This is a genomic window from Variovorax sp. YR752 (assembly GCF_943372545.1).
Genome location: NZ_CALRZC010000048.1, coordinates 1 through 18068 on the forward strand (window position 1 = coordinate 1; position 18068 = coordinate 18068).

The 18068-nt window shown below is 66.8% G+C and carries 20 protein-coding genes and 3 tRNA genes; 8 read left to right on the forward strand and 15 right to left on the reverse strand.

Features of this window, described 5'->3' with window-relative positions; genetic code table 11:
- The 11 genes from AAG801_RS13720 to trpE form a co-directional block, all read right to left on the reverse strand.
- On the reverse strand, nucleotides 1–144 hold a 144-nt coding region (locus AAG801_RS13720; RefSeq protein ID WP_341888899.1), incomplete at its 3' end, for a GTP-binding protein.
- A 73-nt stretch (nucleotides 145–217) separates the two neighbouring features.
- Nucleotides 218–292: transfer RNA gene (locus AAG801_RS13725), tRNA-Thr, on the reverse strand.
- 42 nt (nucleotides 293–334) lie between these two features.
- A tRNA-Gly gene (locus AAG801_RS13730) sits at nucleotides 335–408 on the reverse strand.
- A gap of 65 nt (nucleotides 409–473) precedes the next feature.
- Nucleotides 474–559 (reverse strand) — tRNA-Tyr (locus tag AAG801_RS13735).
- 94 nt (nucleotides 560–653) lie between these two features.
- Nucleotides 654–1376: a uracil-DNA glycosylase gene (locus tag AAG801_RS13740; protein WP_341888875.1), complete on the reverse strand. Its 723-nt coding sequence runs from the start codon at nucleotides 1374–1376 to the stop codon at nucleotides 654–656.
- Complete coding sequence (trpC, locus tag AAG801_RS13745; protein ID WP_341888876.1) at nucleotides 1373–2173, reverse strand: indole-3-glycerol phosphate synthase TrpC; 801 nt, start codon at nucleotides 2171–2173, stop codon at nucleotides 1373–1375. The genes AAG801_RS13740 and trpC overlap by 4 nt, the downstream gene beginning before the upstream one ends.
- Before the next feature lie 37 nt (nucleotides 2174–2210).
- Entirely contained in the window at nucleotides 2211–3233 is a 1023-nt protein-coding gene (gene trpD, locus AAG801_RS13750) for an anthranilate phosphoribosyltransferase (RefSeq protein WP_341888877.1), read from the reverse strand.
- A gap of 197 nt (nucleotides 3234–3430) precedes the next feature.
- Nucleotides 3431–4489, reverse strand: a complete 1059-nt coding sequence (ltaE, locus tag AAG801_RS13755) for a low-specificity L-threonine aldolase (protein ID WP_341888878.1) — start codon at nucleotides 4487–4489, stop codon at nucleotides 3431–3433.
- A gap of 5 nt (nucleotides 4490–4494) precedes the next feature.
- Nucleotides 4495–5079 carry an aminodeoxychorismate/anthranilate synthase component II gene (locus AAG801_RS13760; RefSeq protein ID WP_099794847.1) on the reverse strand — a complete coding sequence of 195 codons (585 nt, stop codon included), beginning with the start codon at nucleotides 5077–5079 and terminating at the stop codon, nucleotides 4495–4497.
- On the reverse strand, nucleotides 5076–5468 hold the full coding sequence (locus AAG801_RS13765) for a GxxExxY protein (RefSeq protein ID WP_056584604.1): 393 nt from the start codon (nucleotides 5466–5468) through the stop codon (nucleotides 5076–5078). The genes AAG801_RS13760 and AAG801_RS13765 overlap by 4 nt, the downstream gene beginning before the upstream one ends.
- Entirely contained in the window at nucleotides 5465–6967 is a 1503-nt protein-coding gene (gene trpE / locus AAG801_RS13770) for an anthranilate synthase component I (protein ID WP_099794846.1), read from the reverse strand. The genes AAG801_RS13765 and trpE overlap by 4 nt, the downstream gene beginning before the upstream one ends.
- A gap of 328 nt (nucleotides 6968–7295) precedes the next feature.
- On the opposite strand from trpE, the gene AAG801_RS13775 reads away from it, so the two are divergent.
- Complete coding sequence (locus AAG801_RS13775) at nucleotides 7296–7901, forward strand: chalcone isomerase family protein (protein ID WP_341888879.1); 606 nt, start codon at nucleotides 7296–7298, stop codon at nucleotides 7899–7901.
- Nucleotides 7902–7913: 12 nt separating this feature from the next.
- Here the strand turns inward: AAG801_RS13775 and AAG801_RS13780 are convergent, their stop codons facing one another.
- The gene (locus AAG801_RS13780; RefSeq protein ID WP_341888880.1) at nucleotides 7914–8591 is read right to left on the reverse strand and encodes a phosphoglycolate phosphatase; all 678 of its coding nucleotides are present in this window, start codon (nucleotides 8589–8591) and stop codon (nucleotides 7914–7916) included.
- Between the two features lie 79 nt (nucleotides 8592–8670).
- On the opposite strand from AAG801_RS13780, the gene AAG801_RS13785 reads away from it, so the two are divergent.
- On the forward strand, nucleotides 8671–9903 hold the full coding sequence (locus AAG801_RS13785; RefSeq protein WP_341888881.1) for an NUDIX domain-containing protein: 1233 nt from the start codon (nucleotides 8671–8673) through the stop codon (nucleotides 9901–9903).
- Between the two features lie 4 nt (nucleotides 9904–9907).
- On the opposite strand, the gene AAG801_RS13790 is transcribed toward AAG801_RS13785, so the two are convergent.
- Nucleotides 9908–10606 (reverse strand): response regulator transcription factor, encoded by a 699-nt coding sequence (locus tag AAG801_RS13790; protein WP_341888882.1) that lies wholly within the window; start codon nucleotides 10604–10606, stop codon nucleotides 9908–9910.
- Nucleotides 10607–10859: 253 nt separating this feature from the next.
- Here AAG801_RS13790 and AAG801_RS13795 point away from each other — a divergent pair, with 253 nt between their 5' ends.
- Nucleotides 10860–12185 carry a DotU family type IV/VI secretion system protein gene (locus tag AAG801_RS13795; RefSeq protein WP_341888883.1) on the forward strand — a complete coding sequence of 442 codons (1326 nt, stop codon included), beginning with the start codon at nucleotides 10860–10862 and terminating at the stop codon, nucleotides 12183–12185.
- Between the two features lie 28 nt (nucleotides 12186–12213).
- Here AAG801_RS13795 and tssJ read toward each other — a convergent pair whose 3' ends face one another.
- Nucleotides 12214–12729, reverse strand: coding sequence for a type VI secretion system lipoprotein TssJ (tssJ, locus tag AAG801_RS13800; RefSeq protein ID WP_341888884.1), 516 nt, complete (start codon nucleotides 12727–12729; stop codon nucleotides 12214–12216).
- 71 nt (nucleotides 12730–12800) lie between these two features.
- On the opposite strand from tssJ, the gene AAG801_RS13805 reads away from it, so the two are divergent.
- The 5 genes from AAG801_RS13805 (at nucleotide 12801) to AAG801_RS13825 (ending at nucleotide 17159) form a co-directional block, all read left to right on the forward strand.
- Entirely contained in the window at nucleotides 12801–13832 is a 1032-nt protein-coding gene (locus AAG801_RS13805; protein ID WP_341888885.1) for a type VI secretion system ImpA family N-terminal domain-containing protein, read from the forward strand.
- A 49-nt stretch (nucleotides 13833–13881) separates the two neighbouring features.
- The gene (gene tssB / locus AAG801_RS13810) at nucleotides 13882–14394 is read left to right on the forward strand and encodes a type VI secretion system contractile sheath small subunit (protein WP_101488418.1); all 513 of its coding nucleotides are present in this window, start codon (nucleotides 13882–13884) and stop codon (nucleotides 14392–14394) included.
- Nucleotides 14395–14446: 52 nt separating this feature from the next.
- Nucleotides 14447–15940, forward strand: coding sequence for a type VI secretion system contractile sheath large subunit (gene tssC / locus AAG801_RS13815; protein WP_192194731.1), 1494 nt, complete (start codon nucleotides 14447–14449; stop codon nucleotides 15938–15940).
- Nucleotides 15941–16092: 152 nt separating this feature from the next.
- Nucleotides 16093–16572, forward strand: coding sequence for a type VI secretion system tube protein Hcp (locus tag AAG801_RS13820; protein WP_101488416.1), 480 nt, complete (start codon nucleotides 16093–16095; stop codon nucleotides 16570–16572).
- A gap of 86 nt (nucleotides 16573–16658) precedes the next feature.
- Nucleotides 16659–17159, forward strand: coding sequence for a peptidoglycan-binding domain-containing protein (locus tag AAG801_RS13825; RefSeq protein WP_341888886.1), 501 nt, complete (start codon nucleotides 16659–16661; stop codon nucleotides 17157–17159).
- A 95-nt stretch (nucleotides 17160–17254) separates the two neighbouring features.
- Here AAG801_RS13825 and AAG801_RS13830 read toward each other — a convergent pair whose 3' ends face one another.
- Entirely contained in the window at nucleotides 17255–18049 is a 795-nt protein-coding gene (locus AAG801_RS13830; RefSeq protein ID WP_341888887.1) for a PP2C family serine/threonine-protein phosphatase, read from the reverse strand.
- Between the last annotated feature and the right edge of the window lie 19 nt (nucleotides 18050–18068).

The following is an 18068-nucleotide window of genomic DNA, read 5'->3' on the forward strand; positions in this document are numbered from 1 at the left end:
GTCGTAAGCCTTGGCTTCGCCGCCGAACTTGGCCGACAGAACGGTTGCGATCGCAGCCGTCAGCGTCGTCTTGCCGTGGTCAACGTGACCGATCGTGCCCACGTTCACGTGCGGCTTGGTGCGGGTGAATTTACCTTTTGCCATTTTTCGACTCCGAAAAAAACGATTTCAACGCATGCAGATGGGTCGCAAGCCTGTCGTTGCAACCCCAGAAAACTGGTGCCCTTTGCGGGAATCGGACCCGCGACCTCTCCCTTACCAAGGGAGTGCTCTACCACTGAGCCAAAAGGGCTTTTGTTCTAACCAAATCGCTTCCGGCGCCGAACCGGGTCTCTGGAGCGGGAGACGGGAATCGAACCCGCGTCATCAGCTTGGAAGGCTGGGGTTCTACCATTGAACTACTCCCGCATCGGGGGCACTTCAAGGCACCCAAAGCGCTAGATCCAATCGCTCTTAGAAACCAAATTCATCGCTGGTGGAGAGGGCTGGATTCGAACCAGCGTACTCGTAAGAGGGCAGATTTACAGTCTGCTGCCATTAACCACTCGGCCACCTCTCCGGCGAACCTCGAAATATAGCACGATTTTGTGACTACACAGGATTCCCAGCAAAAGATGAAGCGTGGAAACCTGCTCGAGGTGTGAAGCCTCTGATTATGAGCGAAGTTCGGAGCCTCCCGACTGCTGCGACTCACGCCATGCACGGGCTTGGCCAAAATGGCCGCAGCCGATGAACGGAACCGGCGGCCGGAGCGCCGAAAGCGGCGAGGGATGATTCGACATCAGCACCTTATGGCGCCCAACATCGATCAACGCGCGCTTACTCTGCGCGTGCGAGCCCCATAGCATAAAAACAACAGGCCGTTCGCCCTGCGCCACATGGCGAATCACGGCGTCCGTGAGCACCTCCCAGCCGCGGCCTGCATGGCTGGCCGGCTGGGCTTCTTCGACCGTGAGACAGGTGTTGAGCAGCAGCACGCCGTGCGTCGCCCATTTCACGAGGCTGCCGCCCGGGTTCGGAAACGCCGGCGGCGGCGTGCCCAGGTCGCGCTGGAGTTCCTTGAAGATGTTGCGCAGCGACGGTGGCAGGGCCACGCCCGACGCCACCGAGAAGGCCAGCCCCTCGGCCTGCCCTCGCCCGTGGTACGGGTCCTGGCCCAGGATCACGACCCGCACGTCTTCCGGCGGCGTGAGTTCGAGCGCCCGCAGCGGCTGCGGCGGAAAGATCACCGCCCCGGCGTCGAGGCGTTCGCGCAGAAAACCCTGCAGCTTCTGGCCGACCGCTCCGGCAAAGAACTCGTCGACCAGCGGCTGCCAGCCCGGCGCCACCGGCCAGTCGGCAGGATCGCTGCTCGACAGCTGATCCGGCCGCGTCATTTGAACAACGCAGCGAGGGCCTCGCCGGGTTCCTTGGCGCGCATGAAGGCCTCGCCGACCAGGAAGGCATTGACGCCCGCGGCGCGCAGCGCAGCGACGTCCTCGCGCGTGGCAATGCCCGATTCAGTCACCGGCAGGCGATCCGCCGGCAGCTTGGGCAGCAAATCGATCGTCGCCTGGATCGACACCTCGAAGGTGCGCAGGTTGCGGTTGTTGACGCCGATGAGCGCCGTCTTGAGCTTCAGCGCGCGCTCGAGTTCGGCCGCGTCGTGCACCTCGACCAGCACCGCCATGCCCAGTCCGCGCGCGATGGCTTCGTAGTCCTTCATCTGCGCGTCGTCGAGGCAGGCGGCGATCAGCAGGATCGCGTCGGCACCCATCGCGCGCGACTCGTACACCTGGTAGGCGTCGATGATGAAATCCTTGCGCAGCACCGGCAGGTCGCACGAGGCGCGCGCCTGCTTCAGGTAGTCGACGCCGCCCTGGAAGAACTGCTTGTCGGTCAGCACCGAGAGGCAGGCCGCGCTGACCACGCCGTCGCCCTCTGCATAGCTTTGCGCGATGTCGGCCGGAATGAAGTCTTCGCGCAGCACGCCCTTGCTCGGGCTGGCCTTCTTGACCTCGGCGATCACCGCCGCCTGGCCGGCCGCGATCTTGGCGCGCAGCGCAGCTTCGAAGTCGCGCGTGAGCACGCGGCTTTCGGCGTCGAAGCGCACGGCCTCGAGCGGGGCGCGCTTCAGTGCGGCGGCGACTTCCTGGCGTTTGACGGCGACGATCTTGTCGAGAATGTCTGACATGGCTTGCTCTGCTTTCGGTGGCACGACGGCCTGATTCTCAGAAGGAGGTGGAGGCCTTGACCAGCTCATCGAGCTTGGCCCTGGCCGCACCGGATGCGATGGCCTGGCGCGCACGCTCCACGCCCGCCAGCACCGAGTCGACCACGTTGGCCGCGTACAGCGCCGCGCCTGCGTTGAGGAGCACGATGTCCAGCGCCGGGCCGGCCTGGTTGTCCAGCACGCCCATGAGCATGGTCTTCGACTGCTCGGGCGTCTCGACGCGCAGCGAACGGTTGCTCGCCATCTGGAAGCCGAAGTCTTCCGGGTGCAGCTCGTACTCGCGGATTTCGCCGTCCTTGAGCTCGCCGATCATGGTGGACGCGCCCAGCGAGATCTCATCCATGCCGTCGCGGCCGTAAACCACCAGCGCATGCTCGGCGCCAAGGCGTTGCAGCGCACGCACCTGGATGCCGACGAGGTCGGGGTGGAACACGCCCATCAGGATGTTCGGTGCGCCGGCCGGGTTGGTCAGCGGGCCGAGGATGTTGAAGATCGTCTTGATGCCGAGTTCCTTGCGCACCGGCGCGACGTTCTTCATCGCGGGGTGGTGGTTCGGCGCGAACATGAAGCCGATGCCGACCTGCGCGATGCACTGCGCGATCTGCTCGGGCTTGAGGTTGATGTTGACGCCCAGCGACTCCAGCACGTCTGCACTGCCCGACTTGCTCGACACGCTGCGCCCCCCATGCTTGCTGACCTTGGCGCCGGCCGCGGCCGCCACGAACATCGAGCAGGTCGAGATGTTGAAGGTGTGCGAGCCGTCGCCGCCGGTGCCGACGATGTCCACGAGGTTCGTGGTGTCGGCCACGGGCACCTTGGTCGACACCTCGCGCATCACCTCTGCGGCTGCGGTGATCTCGCCGATGGTTTCCTTCTTGACGCGCAGGCCGGTGATCAGCGCGGCCATCATCACGGGCGAACACTCGCCGCTCATGATGAGCCGCACGATGTGCAGCATCTCGTCGTGGAAGACTTCGCGGTGTTCGATGGTGCGCTGCAGCGCTTCCTGGGGGGTGATCATGAAGAGTCTCCTCGGTGTGTGCGTATCGGCAGGCTTCAGAAGGTGTGAATGAATCCGGCGTGGCCGAGCAGCCCGCCCAGGCGCGCCCCCTCAAGGCGCAAAGCGCAGCCATAGCTCGGGCTATGGCGAGCATTTGCAACGCAGAGGGGGAGTGCCTGGGCGGGATGAGCGGACATGGCGGGTTCGTTCACACCTTCTCAGGCCTTGAAGAAGCCGCGGATCGCCGCGACAGCGCGGTCGACGCCTGCGGCATCGACATCCAGGTGCGTCACGAAGCGCAGGCGGTACAGCCCGGTCGCAAGGATGCCCTGCTGGTTGAGGCTAGCGAGCAGCTCCGAAGAACGCGCCTGCGCCGCGCCCGTGAGGTCGACGAACACGATGTTCGTGTGCGGCGCCTCGACGGTCAGCCCTTCGATGCCTTCGAGCCCCTGTGCGAGCCGTTGCGCCAGCGCATGGTCATCGGACAGGCGATCGATGTGGTGGTCGAGCGCATGCGAGGCCGCAGCCGCCAACAGGCCCGCCTGCCGCATGCCGCCGCCCGCCATCTTGCGGATGCGGTGCGCGCGCGCAATGAAGTCACGCGAGCCGACCAGCGCCGAGCCGATGGGTGCGCCCAGGCCCTTGCTGAAGCACACCGACACACTGTCGAAGCACTGCGCGATACGGCGGGCTTCGGCGCGGATGTCGGTTCGCTTGTTCTGTGCCGCCTGCGCGGTGGCGGCATTGAAGAGCCGCGCGCCATCGAGGTGCCGCTGCAGCCCCTTGCTCTTCGTCAGATCGGTGGCGGCCTGCACATAGTCGAAGGGCAGCAGCTTTCCGCCCAGCGTGTTTTCCAGCGCCAGCAGCTTCGTGCGCGCGAAGTGCGCGTCGTCGGGCTTGATGGCCGCCTCGATCTGCGCGAGCGGCAGCGTGCCGTCGGGCGCATGGTCGAGTGGCTGCGGCTGCACGCTGCCGAACACCGCAGCGCCGCCGCCTTCCCAGCGGTACGCATGCGCCTGCTGGCCGACGATGTACTCGTCGCCGCGGCCGCAGTGCGACAGGATCGCGCACAGGTTGCTCTGCGTGCCGGTCGGCACGAACAGCGCCGCCTCGAAGCCCAGCAGTGCGGCGATCTTTTCCTGCAGCGCGTTCACGCTCGGGTCGGCGCTGAAGACGTCGTCGCCCAGCGGTGCGGCCGCCATGGCCTCGCGCATCGCGGGCGTGGGCTGCGTGACGGTGTCGCTGCGCAGGTCGACGAGGGAGGAGCGGTCGGTCATGGTGATCAGTCCAGGAAGTTCTTGAGCATGGCGTGGCCATGTTCTGTGAGGATCGATTCGGGATGGAACTGCACGCCTTCGATGCGCACGTCGTGCGCAAAGCCGGTGTGCCGCACGCCCATGATCTCGCCGTCGTCGGTCCAGGCGGTGACAGCCAGCGCCTTCGGGCAGCTCTCGCGCTCGATCGAGAGCGAGTGGTACCGGTTGACGATGAACTTCTGCGGCAGGCCCGCGAACACGCCCTCTTGCGTGGTCGTGATCTCGCTGGTCTTGCCGTGCATGAGCTGCTGCGCGCGCACGATCTTGCCGCCGAAGGCCGCGCCGATCGCCTGGTGGCCCAGGCACACGCCAAGAATCGGCAGCTTGCCCGCGAAGGCCTCGATGGCCGCCACCGACACGCCTGCCTCGGCCGGCGAACACGGTCCGGGCGACACCACCAGCCGCGTCACGCCCGAAGCGATCAGCTCGCCGATCTGCGCCACCGTGATCTCGTCGTTGCGATGCACCTGCACATCCGCCCCCAGCTCGCCGAAGTACTGGACGATGTTGTAGGTAAACGAATCGTAGTTGTCGATCATCAGCAGTTTCATGGCTTGCTCACAATCCGGTGCACGCCCTTCACGACAGGGAACACGTTGAAGTTGATGAGAAGGCCCAGCTTGAGGCCCGACAGGCGCAATGCGGCCAGCACCTGCGCGCGATGCAGGTCGGTCAGCACATCGACCGCCTTGAGTTCGACGATGACCGACTGCTCGATCACGAAGCCTGCGCGGTAAACATCGCCCAGCGAGCGACCCTTGTAGCTGGCCGACAGCGCCACGTCGCGCGTGAAGCCGATCTCGCGCTCGGCGAGTTCGATGGCCAGCGCCGCGGCGTAGGCGCCTTCGTCGAGCCCCGTGCCGAGCACACGCTGCACTTCGACGGCGGCGCCGATGATCTCGTGCGAGAAGTCGTTCTGAATGTCGGGTGCGTTGCTCATTCCAGGCCTTCCTCGACCAGTTCGGCGGCACGCAGGAGTGCGCGCGCCTTGGCTTCTGTTTCTTTCCACTCCAGCTCGGGCACCGAGTCGGCGACCACGCCGGCCGCGGCCTGCACGTGCAGCATCTGGTCTTTCACGATGCCGGTGCGGATCGCAATCGCCACGTCCATGTCGCCCGCATAGCTGATGTAGCCGCAGGCGCCGCCGTAGAGACCGCGCTTGGTGGGCTCCAGCTGGTCGATGAGTTCCATCGCGTGCACCTTCGGCGCGCCGGTCAGCGTGCCGGCGGGGAACGTGGCCTTGAGCACGTCGATGGCGGTCATGCCGTCCTTCAGCGTGCCTTCGACGTTGCTCACGATGTGCATCACGTGGCTGTAGCGTTCCACCGCGAAGGCCTCGGTCACCTTCACGGTGCCGGTCTTGGCGATGCGGCCGATGTCGTTGCGCGCGAGGTCAATCAGCATCACGTGCTCGGCGCGCTCCTTCGGGTCGTTGATGAGCTCCACCTCGGCGGCCTTGTCGAGTTCGATCGACGCGCCACGCGGGCGCGTGCCGGCCAGCGGGCGGATGGTGATCTTCTGCTCGCCGTCGCCCGTGTTCTCCTGGCGCACCAGGATCTCGGGCGAGGCGCCCACCACGTGGAAATCGCCCAGGTTGTAGTAGTACATGTAGGGCGACGGGTTCAGCGAACGCAGCGCGCGGTACAGCGACAGCGGCGACTCGGTGTAGCGCTTGCTGATGCGCTGGCCCACCTGCACCTGCATGAAGTCGCCGGCGGCAATCATCTCTTTCGCGCGCTCCACGGCCGCGATGTAGTCGGCCTTGGCAAAGCTGCGCTCGGGCGGATGCGCCTGCGTGGGCTTCACGACGGGCGCGCTCACCGAGTACTTGAGCTTGTCCTTCAGCTCGCGCAGGCGGCGCTTGCCCACGGCATAGGCCTCGGGCTGCTTCGGGTCGGCGTAGACGATGAGGTAGAGCTTGCCCGACAGGTTGTCGATGACCGCTAGTTCTTCGCACTGCAGCAGCAGGATGTCGGGGCAGCCCAGCGTGTCGGGCGGGCAGCTTTTTTCGAGCTTGCGCTCGATGTGGCGCACGGTGTCGTAGCCGAAGTAGCCGGCCAGGCCGCCGCAGAAGCGCGGCAGGCCAGGCCGCAGCGCGACCTTGAATCGCTTCTGGTAGTCGGCCACGAAGTCCAGCGGGTTGCCCTTGGCGGTCTCGACGACCTGGCCATCGGTCACCACTTCGGTGACGGCCTCGTCGCCGAAGCCTGAGGCACGCAGCAAGGTGCGCGCCGGCAAGCCGATGAAGCTGTAGCGCCCGAAGCGCTCGCCACCGACGACCGATTCGAGCAGGAAGCTGTGCTTGCCGCCGCCCTGCGAATGGGCGAGCTTGAGGTACAGGGAAAGCGGGGTTTCGAGGTCGGCAAAGGCCTCGGCCATCAGCGGGATGCGGTTGTAGCCCTGGGCGCTGAGGCTCTTGAATTCAAGTTCGGTGATCACGGATCGTTCTCCAGTTGCCTGCCGGCGCTCCTTTGGCCGGTGGCAAGGTCATTCACTGGTGGCCCGGAATCGATGCGTCGATCCGGAACCGCGGGCGCACGGCGTGCGCCGTGCAATCAAACAGTCAGCGATGTATGGCGACGCCAGGGCCAGGCTCCCCGGCTGCCTTCACCTGTTTGAATGATGTGATGAACGAACATGGAGCGCCGAGTTTAGCCCACGAAAACGGCGCCTTGTGCAACCGCAGGCTTCAGGGTTCCCCCGGGCCCTGCGGGATAAAACGAAAAGATACATTCGCACGACCGTTCGCAAATTCAAGGAGACTCACTTGTTCGCCCTCCCGCTCCCGGCCGTGTTCTCCCGCCTCGCGGCGCTCGTTTTTCTTTCCGCCGTGCTCTGTGGCGGCACCTTTGCGGCGCAGGTCGACGTGGCCGGCGTCAAGCTCGAAGACCAGATGGACCTGCGCGGCGCCCCGCTGGTGCTGAACGGCGCAGGCATCCGCTACAAGACCATCATCAAGGTCTACACGGCCGGCCTGTACCTGGGCAAGAAGGCCTCGACCACCGAGGAAGCGCTGGCCGTGCCGGGCCCCAAACGCGTGGCGATCACGATGCTGCGCGACATCGACGCCAACGAGCTCGGCAAGCTCTTCGTGAAGGGCGTGGAAGACAACTCGCCCAAGAGCGAGATGGTCAACCTGATTCCCGGCCTGCTGCGCATGGGCCAGATGTTCGCGGACCAGAAGCAGCTCAAGGCCGGCGACACCTTCACCATCGACTGGCTGCCCGGCACGGGCACGCTGATCACGGTGCGCGGCGTGCCGCAGCCCGATCCGGTGAAGGAAGTGGCGTTCTTCAATGCGCTGATGCGCATCTGGCTCGGCCCGAACCCGGCCGACTGGAAGCTCAAGGACGCGCTGCTCGGAAAGCAGTAAGCAGGCAGCCCGTCAGGCCGCCGCGAGGTCGGCCAGCGAATCCACGAACCCGTCCGCATCCACGCCGCGCACCGGCTCGCCGTGGTTGTAGCCGTAGGTGACGAGCACCACGGGGCAGCCGGCAGCGCGCGCGGCGCGCGCGTCGTTGCTCGAGTCGCCGACCATCAGCGTGCGCGACGGCACCGTGCCCAGCGCCTCGCAGGTCTTCAGCAGCGGCAGCGGATCGGGCTTCTTGCGCTCGAAGGCGTCGCCGCCGAACACCTGCTCGAAGAAACCGTCGAGCCCCTTTGCTGCCAGCAGCGGCTTGGCGAACGCCGTCGGCTTGTTCGTGAGGCAGGCCAGCCGCAGCCCGCGCGCACGCAGCGCCTTCAGGCCCTCGACCACGCCGGGGTACGCGGCCGAATGGCGGCCGTTGATCTCCAGATAGTGGTGCTGGTAGCGCTCCCAGGCGCGATCGAACACCGCCGCCGGGGCCGGCGCGCCCACATGCGCCAGCGCCGACAGGATCAGGTGCTCCGAGCCCTTGCCCACCATGTGCTCGATGGCGGCGGGCGGCACCGGCGGCAGGTCGAGGTCGCGCAGCATGCGGTTCAGGGCTTCGGCAAAGTCGCCGAGCGTGTCGACCATGGTGCCGTCGAGGTCGACGATGGCGGCGTCGAAGCGGGAAAGATCGGTGCGAAGAGTGTCCAAAACAGGCGGCTCCCGGGGAGCGAAGTGGATGGTGGATGCGCGAGGCACGCATTCTCCCCCGGCCGCAAAATAGGCGCCCATGACTTCCACGACGCCCCCGCCCGCCGCCCCTCGCCCCATCCGCACCGCCGCCACGCTGGTCGTGCTGCGCGACGGCCCCGACGGCCTTGAGGTGCTGATGCTGCGGCGGGCCGAAAAAGCCAACGACCAGAACAGCGGCGCCAGCGTCTTTCCGGGCGGCATGGTCGATGCGCACGACCGGCTGCTGCACCCGCTGTGTGCCGGCCTGGACGATGCCGCCGCGAGCGCGCGCCTGGGCCTGCCCGAAGGCGGGCTCGACTTCCATGCCGCCGCCATCCGCGAATGCTTCGAAGAGGCCGGCCTGCTGCTCGCGAACGATGCGCAGGGCCGCCCGGTCGAGCTGCTCACGCTCACCTCGGGCGAACTCGACGCCATGCGCGCCGCCGCCGAGCGCAGCACCGACGCCTTGCTCGCACTGTGCGCGGCCCGCCGCTGGTGCCTGGCCGTCGATCGCGTCGCCTACTTCAGCCACTGGCTGACCCCGCCCGGCATGCCGCGCCGCTTCGACACGCGCTTCTTCGCCGCCGCCATGCCCGCCGGCCAGGACGTGCGCCCCGACGGCCGCGAGACCGTCGAACATATGTGGCTGAAGCCCGCCGACGCGGTCAGCCCCGCGCGCGGCCTCAAGCTGATGAACGTGACGCGGCGCGTGCTCGAGCACCTGGGCACCTTCGCCAACGTCGACGACTTCATGGCGCATGCGCACGCGCTGCGCCGCATCCCGCTGACGATGCCGCGGCTGGCCGATGGCCCCGCGGGCCGTCGGCCGGTGAACATGGAAGAACCCGCCTACGACGAGATCGGTCACCTGGACCCCGACGGCCAGGGCGGCGGTCGCTATGCGCTCGAAGCGGGCCTCGTCACGCCGCTGTCCGCGCGCGTGCTGCGCGTCGTGCACGACAGCGGCTTCAACAGTTTTCTCGTCGGCGGCACCGAGGGCTGGGCGCTGATCAATCGCGTGCCCGGCGATGCGGCGCACGAGGCCGCGCTGCGAGCGGCGGCGCCCGGGCCGGTGCGATGGGAGTTGTCGGCTGACTCGGCGCCGCAGTCCCTGGACCTTGGCGGCGCCACGCTCCACGTGTTGGGTGCGCAGGGTTTCCTGCTGGCCGAAGAGCGCATGCTGTTCACGGGCGACGCAGTGAACGTCGCCGTCGAAACGGATCACGTTGTCGAATGGATCGTGCCCTCGCGCGGCTTCATGCGCCGGCCGGCATCGCCTACGGCCGACTGAGCCCTCAGGCCTGCTGCGCTTCCGTCAGCGCCTGCGCCGCCACCACCGCCTCGGTGCGGTTGCGCACGTTGAGCGCCCGAAAGATTGCTGCGAGGTGGATCTTCACCGTGCCTTCGCTGATGCCCAGGCTGCGCCCGATCAGCTTGTTCGGTTTGCCTTGCGACAGCAGCTGCAGCACCTCGACCTGCCGCTCGGTCAGCACGTTGCGCAGGTGTTCGAGGGTCTGGGTGCCGCCGCCATTGCCGCCGCGCGCAAAGGGCTCGCCCCCTGCCGAAGACGGCGGCGACACGCCGGCCACGATGCCAGGCGGCAGCGCCGTGAGCATCATCGGCGGCACATACACGCCGCCCGCCAGCACGAGACGCACCGCCGACAGCATGACTTCGGGGGAATAGGCCTTGGGAATGAAACCGAGCACGCCGCGTTCGAGCGCGCTGCGCATGATGGACGGGTCTTCGTAGCCCGACAGCACGATCACGGGCACGGCCGGATGTCGTCGCCGGATTTCGTCGATGTGGGCCTGCCCGTCCGCGCCGGGCATGTTGAGGTCGATCAGGGCCAGGTCGAGATCGTCGGTGGCGCCGGCAAGCAGCTCGTCGACGCTCAGCGCCAGGACGAACTCGATGCCGGTGCCCAGCTCCGACAACTTGGCTTTGACCGCCTCGATGACGAGCCGGTGGTCGTCGGCGATCAGAATTTTCATGGCATACCCCAGTGTCCCAACGGCAATGTGCATTGGATTCTTCTGCGACTGCGAAGATAACGGCGATTGTCCCGTCCCACAAGGCCGCTGCGCCCTACCAACGGCATAGACCCCAAGCGGTATGGCGGCCCGTTCGGCGCGTTGAAAAAATGAACGCCTACTCGAACCACCGGGGACATGGGCATGTGCGATCGCTGCAGGCGCCGGTGCACGGCATGCTTCGCAATGCACGCTTGAGAAGCGGGCATCCCTCATGGCCCGCCTGCTCGACTGCTTCTCGCCCTTCATTGCCTTCGGTCTCGGCCTGGATGCATCGATTGCCGCCGGCCGCCCCACCCTCCCCCATGACGACGCCCAGCGCGAGGCCTTGCGGCTGCTCGACATTGCGCGCGCCGACGCCCGTGACGCAGGCGCCAGCGCCACGCAGATCGAATCGGCCGCCTTCGCCATGGTCGCGTGGCTCGACGAGATCCTGGGGCGCCACCCCGATGCGGTGGACGGCGCCGCGCCGCTGCAGGTGCAGCTGTTCAACTCCAACAACGCACACAGCGAGTTCTTCCACCACCTCTCGGCCCTCGGCGCGCACGATCACGAAGTGCGCGAGGTCTACTGGCACGCGCTGGCGCACGGCTTCAAGGGCCAGTACTACTTCGAGTCGGGCGACGAAGGCGAGCTGGGCAAGCTGAAGGACCTGCACGGCCGGCAGCTGCAGCCGCGCCTGCCTGAACTCGAGGGCCTCGCGCAGGAGCGCGTCACGCCGCAGCCGCATGACCCGCGCGGCCTGGCCACCCTGCGCCGACGTCGGCGCGACCGCACCCTGCGGCGCACCGCCGCCACGCTTGCGGTGTTGCTGCCCTCGCTCGTCCTGCTGTGGCTCTGGCAGGCCGGCCCGCCGGCGGCCGACACCGCGCTCACGCAGCGCATCGACCAGCAGCTCGCCAGCTACGCCTGCGCCGACCTCGAGGCGTCGATCGATGCCGACGGCCGTCCGCGCGTGACCGGTTTTGTCTCGCAGCGCGACGACCTGCTGAAAGTGGCGGACGACGTGGCGGCCATTCCCGGCGTGCGCGCGCCCCACTTCAACATCGGGCTGCGCGTGTGGCCGCACTGCGAGGTGTTCGCCATCCTCAAGCCCTCGCAGGCCCGCAACCGCGAGAAGAAACACGGGCTGAGCGTGACCGCCCCCTCGGCCGACAGCGACGGCCGGTTGCGCGAGGGCGATGCGGTGCGCGTGCAGGTGGTGGCGCCGCACCACGAGAGCTACATCTGGGTCGACTACTTCACCGCCGACGGCTCCGTGATGCACCTGAACACCGGGCCGGCCCCGACGCGGTTGCGCGCGGGCGAGTCGCTGGAGCTGGGGCGCGACATTCCGTCGAGCTGGCTCGTGAGTCCGCCGTTCGGCAACGTGATGATCACTGTGCTGTCGGCGCCGATGCCGTTCAGCGAGACCTCCAACCGCCCGCCGTACGAGATGGCCTCGGCCTACCTGCTGCGCCTGCGCGAGGCGCTGGCGGCCAGCAAGAACAGCGAGCGACTGATCGCCGATCTCATCTCGCTGGAAACCGTGGCGCGCTGAACGTGGTCAGCGCGCACAGACGCTGAAGTTACTTGGCCGCGTCCACGCGGATCTGCCGCGCGCCGAAGGTCACGTGGAGCACCTGCGCCTGGCCCGGCGTGACCGCGCGCACCTCGCGCCAGCGCGCGCGGTCGAGGTCGCGAAACGCGGCCATCACGCCGATCGCCTTGGCATCGGCCGGCAGGGTGAGGTCGAGCTTTTTGCTCTCGCCGGGGCGCAGCAGCATTTCTTCGCGCTGCACCAGTTCGGCGCCAAGCGTGGCCTGGTCTTTCTCGAACAGCGAGAAGAAGTCGGCGCCTTCGAAGGGCCCCGGCGTCTTGAGCGCGTAGACGCGCACCGTGAGCGGCGAAGCACGGCCGCGCGCGTCGGGGTTGGCATCGGCCGCGGCCGTGAGCGTGATCGACACCGGCGTGACCACCGGTTTGCTCGCGCAGCCTGTCAGCCAAAGACCCGCTGCAGCAAGGCCAAGGGCTGCGATTCGGCGCCGCGATGCAGCAGCAAGAAGGCCCTCATAGGACGAATGGTGTGTACCCAACGTGCGCATGCTATTCCCTTCGTTGCATTGACCGGTCCTGACGCATCTTTGATTATCACCAGCGAACTCGAACAGGCAACATGCTGACTCCACAACTCGTCGACGCACTGCTCACGCCCATCGGCGAGGCCTCGCCTTGCGGGGACGACCTGGAGTACGACGCGGACTTCATGGCCCTCACCGCTGCGGCGCAGGGCAAGGCCGAACAGCAGTTCGGCGACACCGTGATCCCCGCTGTCGAACCCGACTGGCGCGACGTGGCCGAACGTGCCGACGCGCAGCTGCGCCGCAGCAAGGACGTGCGCGCCGCCGTGCTGCTGTTGCGCGGCGCCACGCGCCTGCAAGGCACCGTCGGCTTCGCCACCGGCCTGCAATTGCTCACCTCGCTGCTCGACACCTTCTGGGACGGCATACATCCAAAGCTGGATGCGGACGACGACAACGACCCCACCATGCGCCTGAACGCGCTCGCGCCGCTCGGCGACGACAGCATGGTGCCGCGCGACCTGTACGACGCCGTGGTGGGCAACGCGCCCGGCGTGGGCCCGATCCGCGTGCGCGACATTGCCATTGCACACGGCGTGCTCAATGCCGTCGGCGGCGACGCCTCCTATTCGCCCGCGCAGGTGCATGGCGGGCTCGAGGCCCTGCACGCGGCGAACCCCGAGCAACTGCAGGCCGCCATCGGTCTTCCCGCGCTGCTCGACCGCCTGCAGAAGCTGCTGGGTGAGCGCACCGGCCGCACCGATGCGGTAGACCTCGGCACGCTGCGCACCGTGTCGCGCACGGTCGCCAAGGCCTGCACCGCGGCAGCCGGCGCACCGGAAGCATCGACCGATGAAGGCGCAACCGCAGACGGCGAAGCACCGTCCGGCAACGCGGCCCGCCCAGCCGCGGCACGCGGCGAGATCCAGAACCGCCAGGACGCGGTGCAGATGCTCGACCGCGTCATCCGCTACCTCGAACAGGCCGAGCCCGGCAACCCCGCGCCGCTCCTGATCGAACGCGCCAAGAAGCTCATCGGCGTGAGCTTCCTCGACATCATGGCCAACCTCGCGCCCGGCGCGATGGACACCATCGAGACCGTGACGGGCAAACGCCAGTCCGAATGACCGACCCCGTTTCCACCCGTTCCCCTTCATTCCCGCAAGGAGCATCGCCATGGCCAAGAGCAGTCAGAAATTCATCGCACGCAACCGCGCGCCCCGGGTCCAGATCGAATACGACGTCGAGCTGTACGGCGCGGAGAAAAAGGTCCAGCTGCCCTTCGTGATGGGCGTGCTGGCCGACCTGTCGGGCAAGCCCGCCGACCCGCTCGCGCCTGTGGTCGATCGCAAGTTCCTGGAGTTCGACGTCGACAACTTCGACGCCCGCATGAAGGCCATGAAGCCGCGCGCCGCCTTCGCCGTGGAGAACTCGCTCACCGGCGAGGGCGACCTCAAGGTCGAGCTCACCTTCGACAGCATGGACGATTTTTCGCCCGCCGCCGTGGCCCGCAAGGTGGGCGCGCTCAACAAGCTGCTCGAAGCGCGCACGCAGCTGTCGAACCTCGTGACCTACATGGACGGCAAGGGCGGCGCCGAAGACCTGCTGGCCAAGGTGCTCGAAGACCCGGCCCTGCTGCAGACGCTGGCCGCCAGCAAGAAGCCCGAAGACGGCGAAGCCGCCGCCTGAGCCCGTTCAGATTCCCTGACAGACACACACCGGTACACGAGGAGAAACCATCATGGCCGACGCACTCGAGCAGAGCGCACTCAAAGACGTTGCGTATGCGGGAAGCGACTTTTCGTCGCTGCTGCAAAAAGAATTCAAACCGCGCAGCGACGAAGCCAAGAGCGCCGTCGAAGCCGCCGTGCTCACGCTGGCGCAGCAGGCGCTGAGCAACAGCACCGTCATCGGCAAGGACGTGACCAAGTCGATCCAGGCCATGATCGCCGCGATCGACGCCAAGCTCACCGACCAGGTGAACAAGATCATCCACCACCCCGACTACCAGAAGCTCGAGAGTGCGTGGCGCGGCCTGCACTACATGGTGAACAACACCGAGACCGACGAGAACCTGAAGATCCGGGTGATGGACATCTCGAAGGTCGAGCTGGCCAAGAACCTCAAGAAGTTCAAGGGCGCGGCCTGGGACCAGAGCCCGATGTTCAAGAAAATCTACGAGGAAGAGTACGGCCAGTTCGGCGGCGAGCCATTCGGCGCGCTGGTGGGCGACTACCACTTCGACCAGAGCCCGCCCGACGTCGAGATGCTCGGCGAGATGGCCAAGATCGCCGCCTCGGCGCACGCGCCCTTCATCACCGGCGCCAGCCCCAACCTCATGCAGATGGAGTCGTGGCAGGAGCTGGCCAACCCGCGCGACCTGACCAAGATTTTCTCCACGCCCGAGTACGCCGGCTGGCGCTCGCTGCGCGAGTCGGACGACTCCAAGTACCTGGGCATGTGCATGCCGCGCTTTTTGGCGCGCACGCCCTACGGCGCCAACACCAACCCGGTGGAAGAGTTCGACTTCGAGGAAGACACCGCCGGCGCCGACCACAGCAAGTACGCCTGGGCCAACGCCGCCTATGCGATGGCGACCAACATCAACCGCTCGTACAAGCTGTACGGCTGGGGTTCGCGCATCCGCGGCATCGAGTCGGGCGGCGCGGTCGAAAACCTGCCGCTGCACACCTTCCCCAGCGACGACGGCGGCGTGGACCAGAAGTGCCCCACCGAAATCGCCATCAGCGACCGGCGCGAGGCCGAGCTGTCGAAAGCCGGCCTGCTGTCGATGATCCACCGCAAGAACTCCGACTTCGCCGCCTTCATCGGTGCCCAGTCGCTGAACAAGCCGGCCGAGTACGACGACCCCGACGCCACGGCCAACGCCAACCTGGCGGCGCGCCTGCCGTACCTGTTTGCCTGCAACCGCTTTGCGCACTACCTGAAGTGCATCGTGCGCGACAAGGTCGGCAGCTTCAAGGAGCGCGAGGACATGCAGCGCTGGCTCAACAAGTGGATCATGAATTACGTGGACGGCGACCCCGCCAACTCGTCGGAAACCACCAAGGCCCAGAAGCCGCTGGCCGCCGCCGAGGTGATCGTGGAAGAAGTGGAAGGCAACCCGGGCTACTACACGTCCAAGTTCTTCCTGCGCCCGCACTACCAGCTCGAAGGCCTCACGGTCTCGCTGCGGCTGGTGTCCAAGCTGCCGACGGCCAAGGGGGCCGGTTGAAAAAAATCTGCGGATTCTTCTTGAATTCCGGGTTCCGTTTCGTTCTATGAGTAGCTGCCGGGCATCGGAACTTTTCTCTCCCCGCCGGCAGCCATTTTTTTCGTTTCGATCATCAACCGCCCGAGTGCAATCGGGTTCCAAGGAGTAGGAACATGTCATCTGACTTTCACATCAAGCTCGACGGCGTCAAGGGCGAGTCCTCGCACAAGGACCACAAGGACGAGATCGAGATTTCGTCGTGGTCCTGGAACGTGAGCAATGCATCGGGCGCGGGCTCTGGCGGCGGTTCGGGCAAGGGCAAGGCCACGCCGGGTGAATTCAATTTCACGCACACCTACGACAAGGCCTCCCCCGTGCTCGCCAAGAACTGCGTGAGCGGCAAGCACTTCAAGGACATGGTCATGACCTGCCGCAAGTCGGGCGAAGGCCAGCAGGAGTACCTGAAGGTCACGCTCAAGGAAGTCTTCATCTCCGCCGTGGGCCCCGGCGGCGCGCAGGGCGGCGACGTGCACGAGCAGGTGGCCTGCAGCTTCAAGGACATCGAGTTCGCCTACAAGGGCCAGGACGACAAGGGCGCCGGCGGCGGCGAAGTGAAGTTCGGCTGGAACGTGGCCACCACCGAAACCCGCTGACGGGCGACGGACTCGCCAGCCCAGTCCGCCCTTGGCACCCCACGGTGCCGGGGCCGGTCCCTGCACGTCCTCACCGGAGCAATGCCATGGCATTCAGCACCACACTCGTCGGCAGCAGCGGCAAGCTGCACACCACCTACAACTCCGATTGGTCGGTCGGACGGATCGGCTCCAACACGCGTGAAGACGTGATGCTGGTGCAGGCCCTGTTCAAGATCTTCTACTACGAGCTGCTCGGCTTCAACCACGACTTCGACCCGCCCCCCAACTGGAACGAAGTGATCGTCGTGGACGGCTACTACGGGCCGGTCACGCAGAAGCACATCACGCACTTCCAGGAACAGGCGATCGCGCGCGGCCGCAAGGTCCTGCCGGACGGCATCTTCGATCCGTTCCGCGAGCCCGGTGCGTCCAGCACGATCAGCAAGACGCGCTATGCGCTCGACCTGCTGAACAACGGCTGTGCCAACAGCTGCGAAGAGCAGAACATCGACAACTACAGCAACCTGCCGAACCGGGAAGACATGCCCGCGTTGCTGCGCAGCGCGCTGAAGAAAGTCAAGAAGAAGGCCAGCAAGTACAGCTGAACAGCCTCAGCGCCCCAGGCAAAACGCCCATCCATCGGATGGGCGTTTTGCTTGAAGGATTGGATGACACCGCCTCGTCGCGAGGCAGGCCGTGCTCAGGGGTCCGTCGACGCAACGCTTTCGGGCAGCAGCCGCGTCATGTCGTCATCCTGGTCCTCGATCACCCACAGCGTGAGCGCCGTGTAGTTATCGTGGCCCGGCTTGGCGTTCGCCTTGATCTGCGCGTCGAGCAGCTCGGTCCACTGGCTGGGCGTGCGCGAGGCATGCAGCGTGTCGACCAGGCACTCGTCGCCCAGCGGCTCCCACACGCCGTCGCTGCACAGCAGCAGCACGTCGCCGGGCAGCAGGCGCATGCGGTCGGACACTGCGATGTCGGGCGCCTCCTCGATCGAGCCCAGTGCCGACAGCAGCATGTTGCGCTGCGGATGCAGGCGCGCGCCCTCTTCGTCGAGCATGCCGCCCGCGACCATCTGCTGCACCAGGCTGTGGTCGGTGGTGCGCGCCACGATGGCGCCGCCGCGGAACAGGTAGGCGCGGCTGTCGCCGCTGTGGACCCAGGCCAGCGCTTCGCGCTCCAGGTCGATCACCGCGAACACCACCGTGGAGCGCATGCCGGCGAGCTTGCCGCCTTCGGCCTGGCGCGCCACCACATCGAGGTTGGCGCGTTCGACCAGCGAGCGCAGCGCCGCCTCGTCCAGCGAGGGCAAGGCCGAGAAACCGCCGAGCATGCTGGCACGCACCGTGGCCGCCGCCACGTCGCCGCCGCCGTGGCCGCCCGCGCCGTCGGCCACCAGGCAGGCGACGTAGCGCTCGTCGTGCCAGTGGCCGTGCACGTCCTCGTTGTAGGTGCGGCCGCCCTGCCGGGAGAGCGTGACGATTTCGATTTCCAAGCGGGGTGCCTCGCGTGTG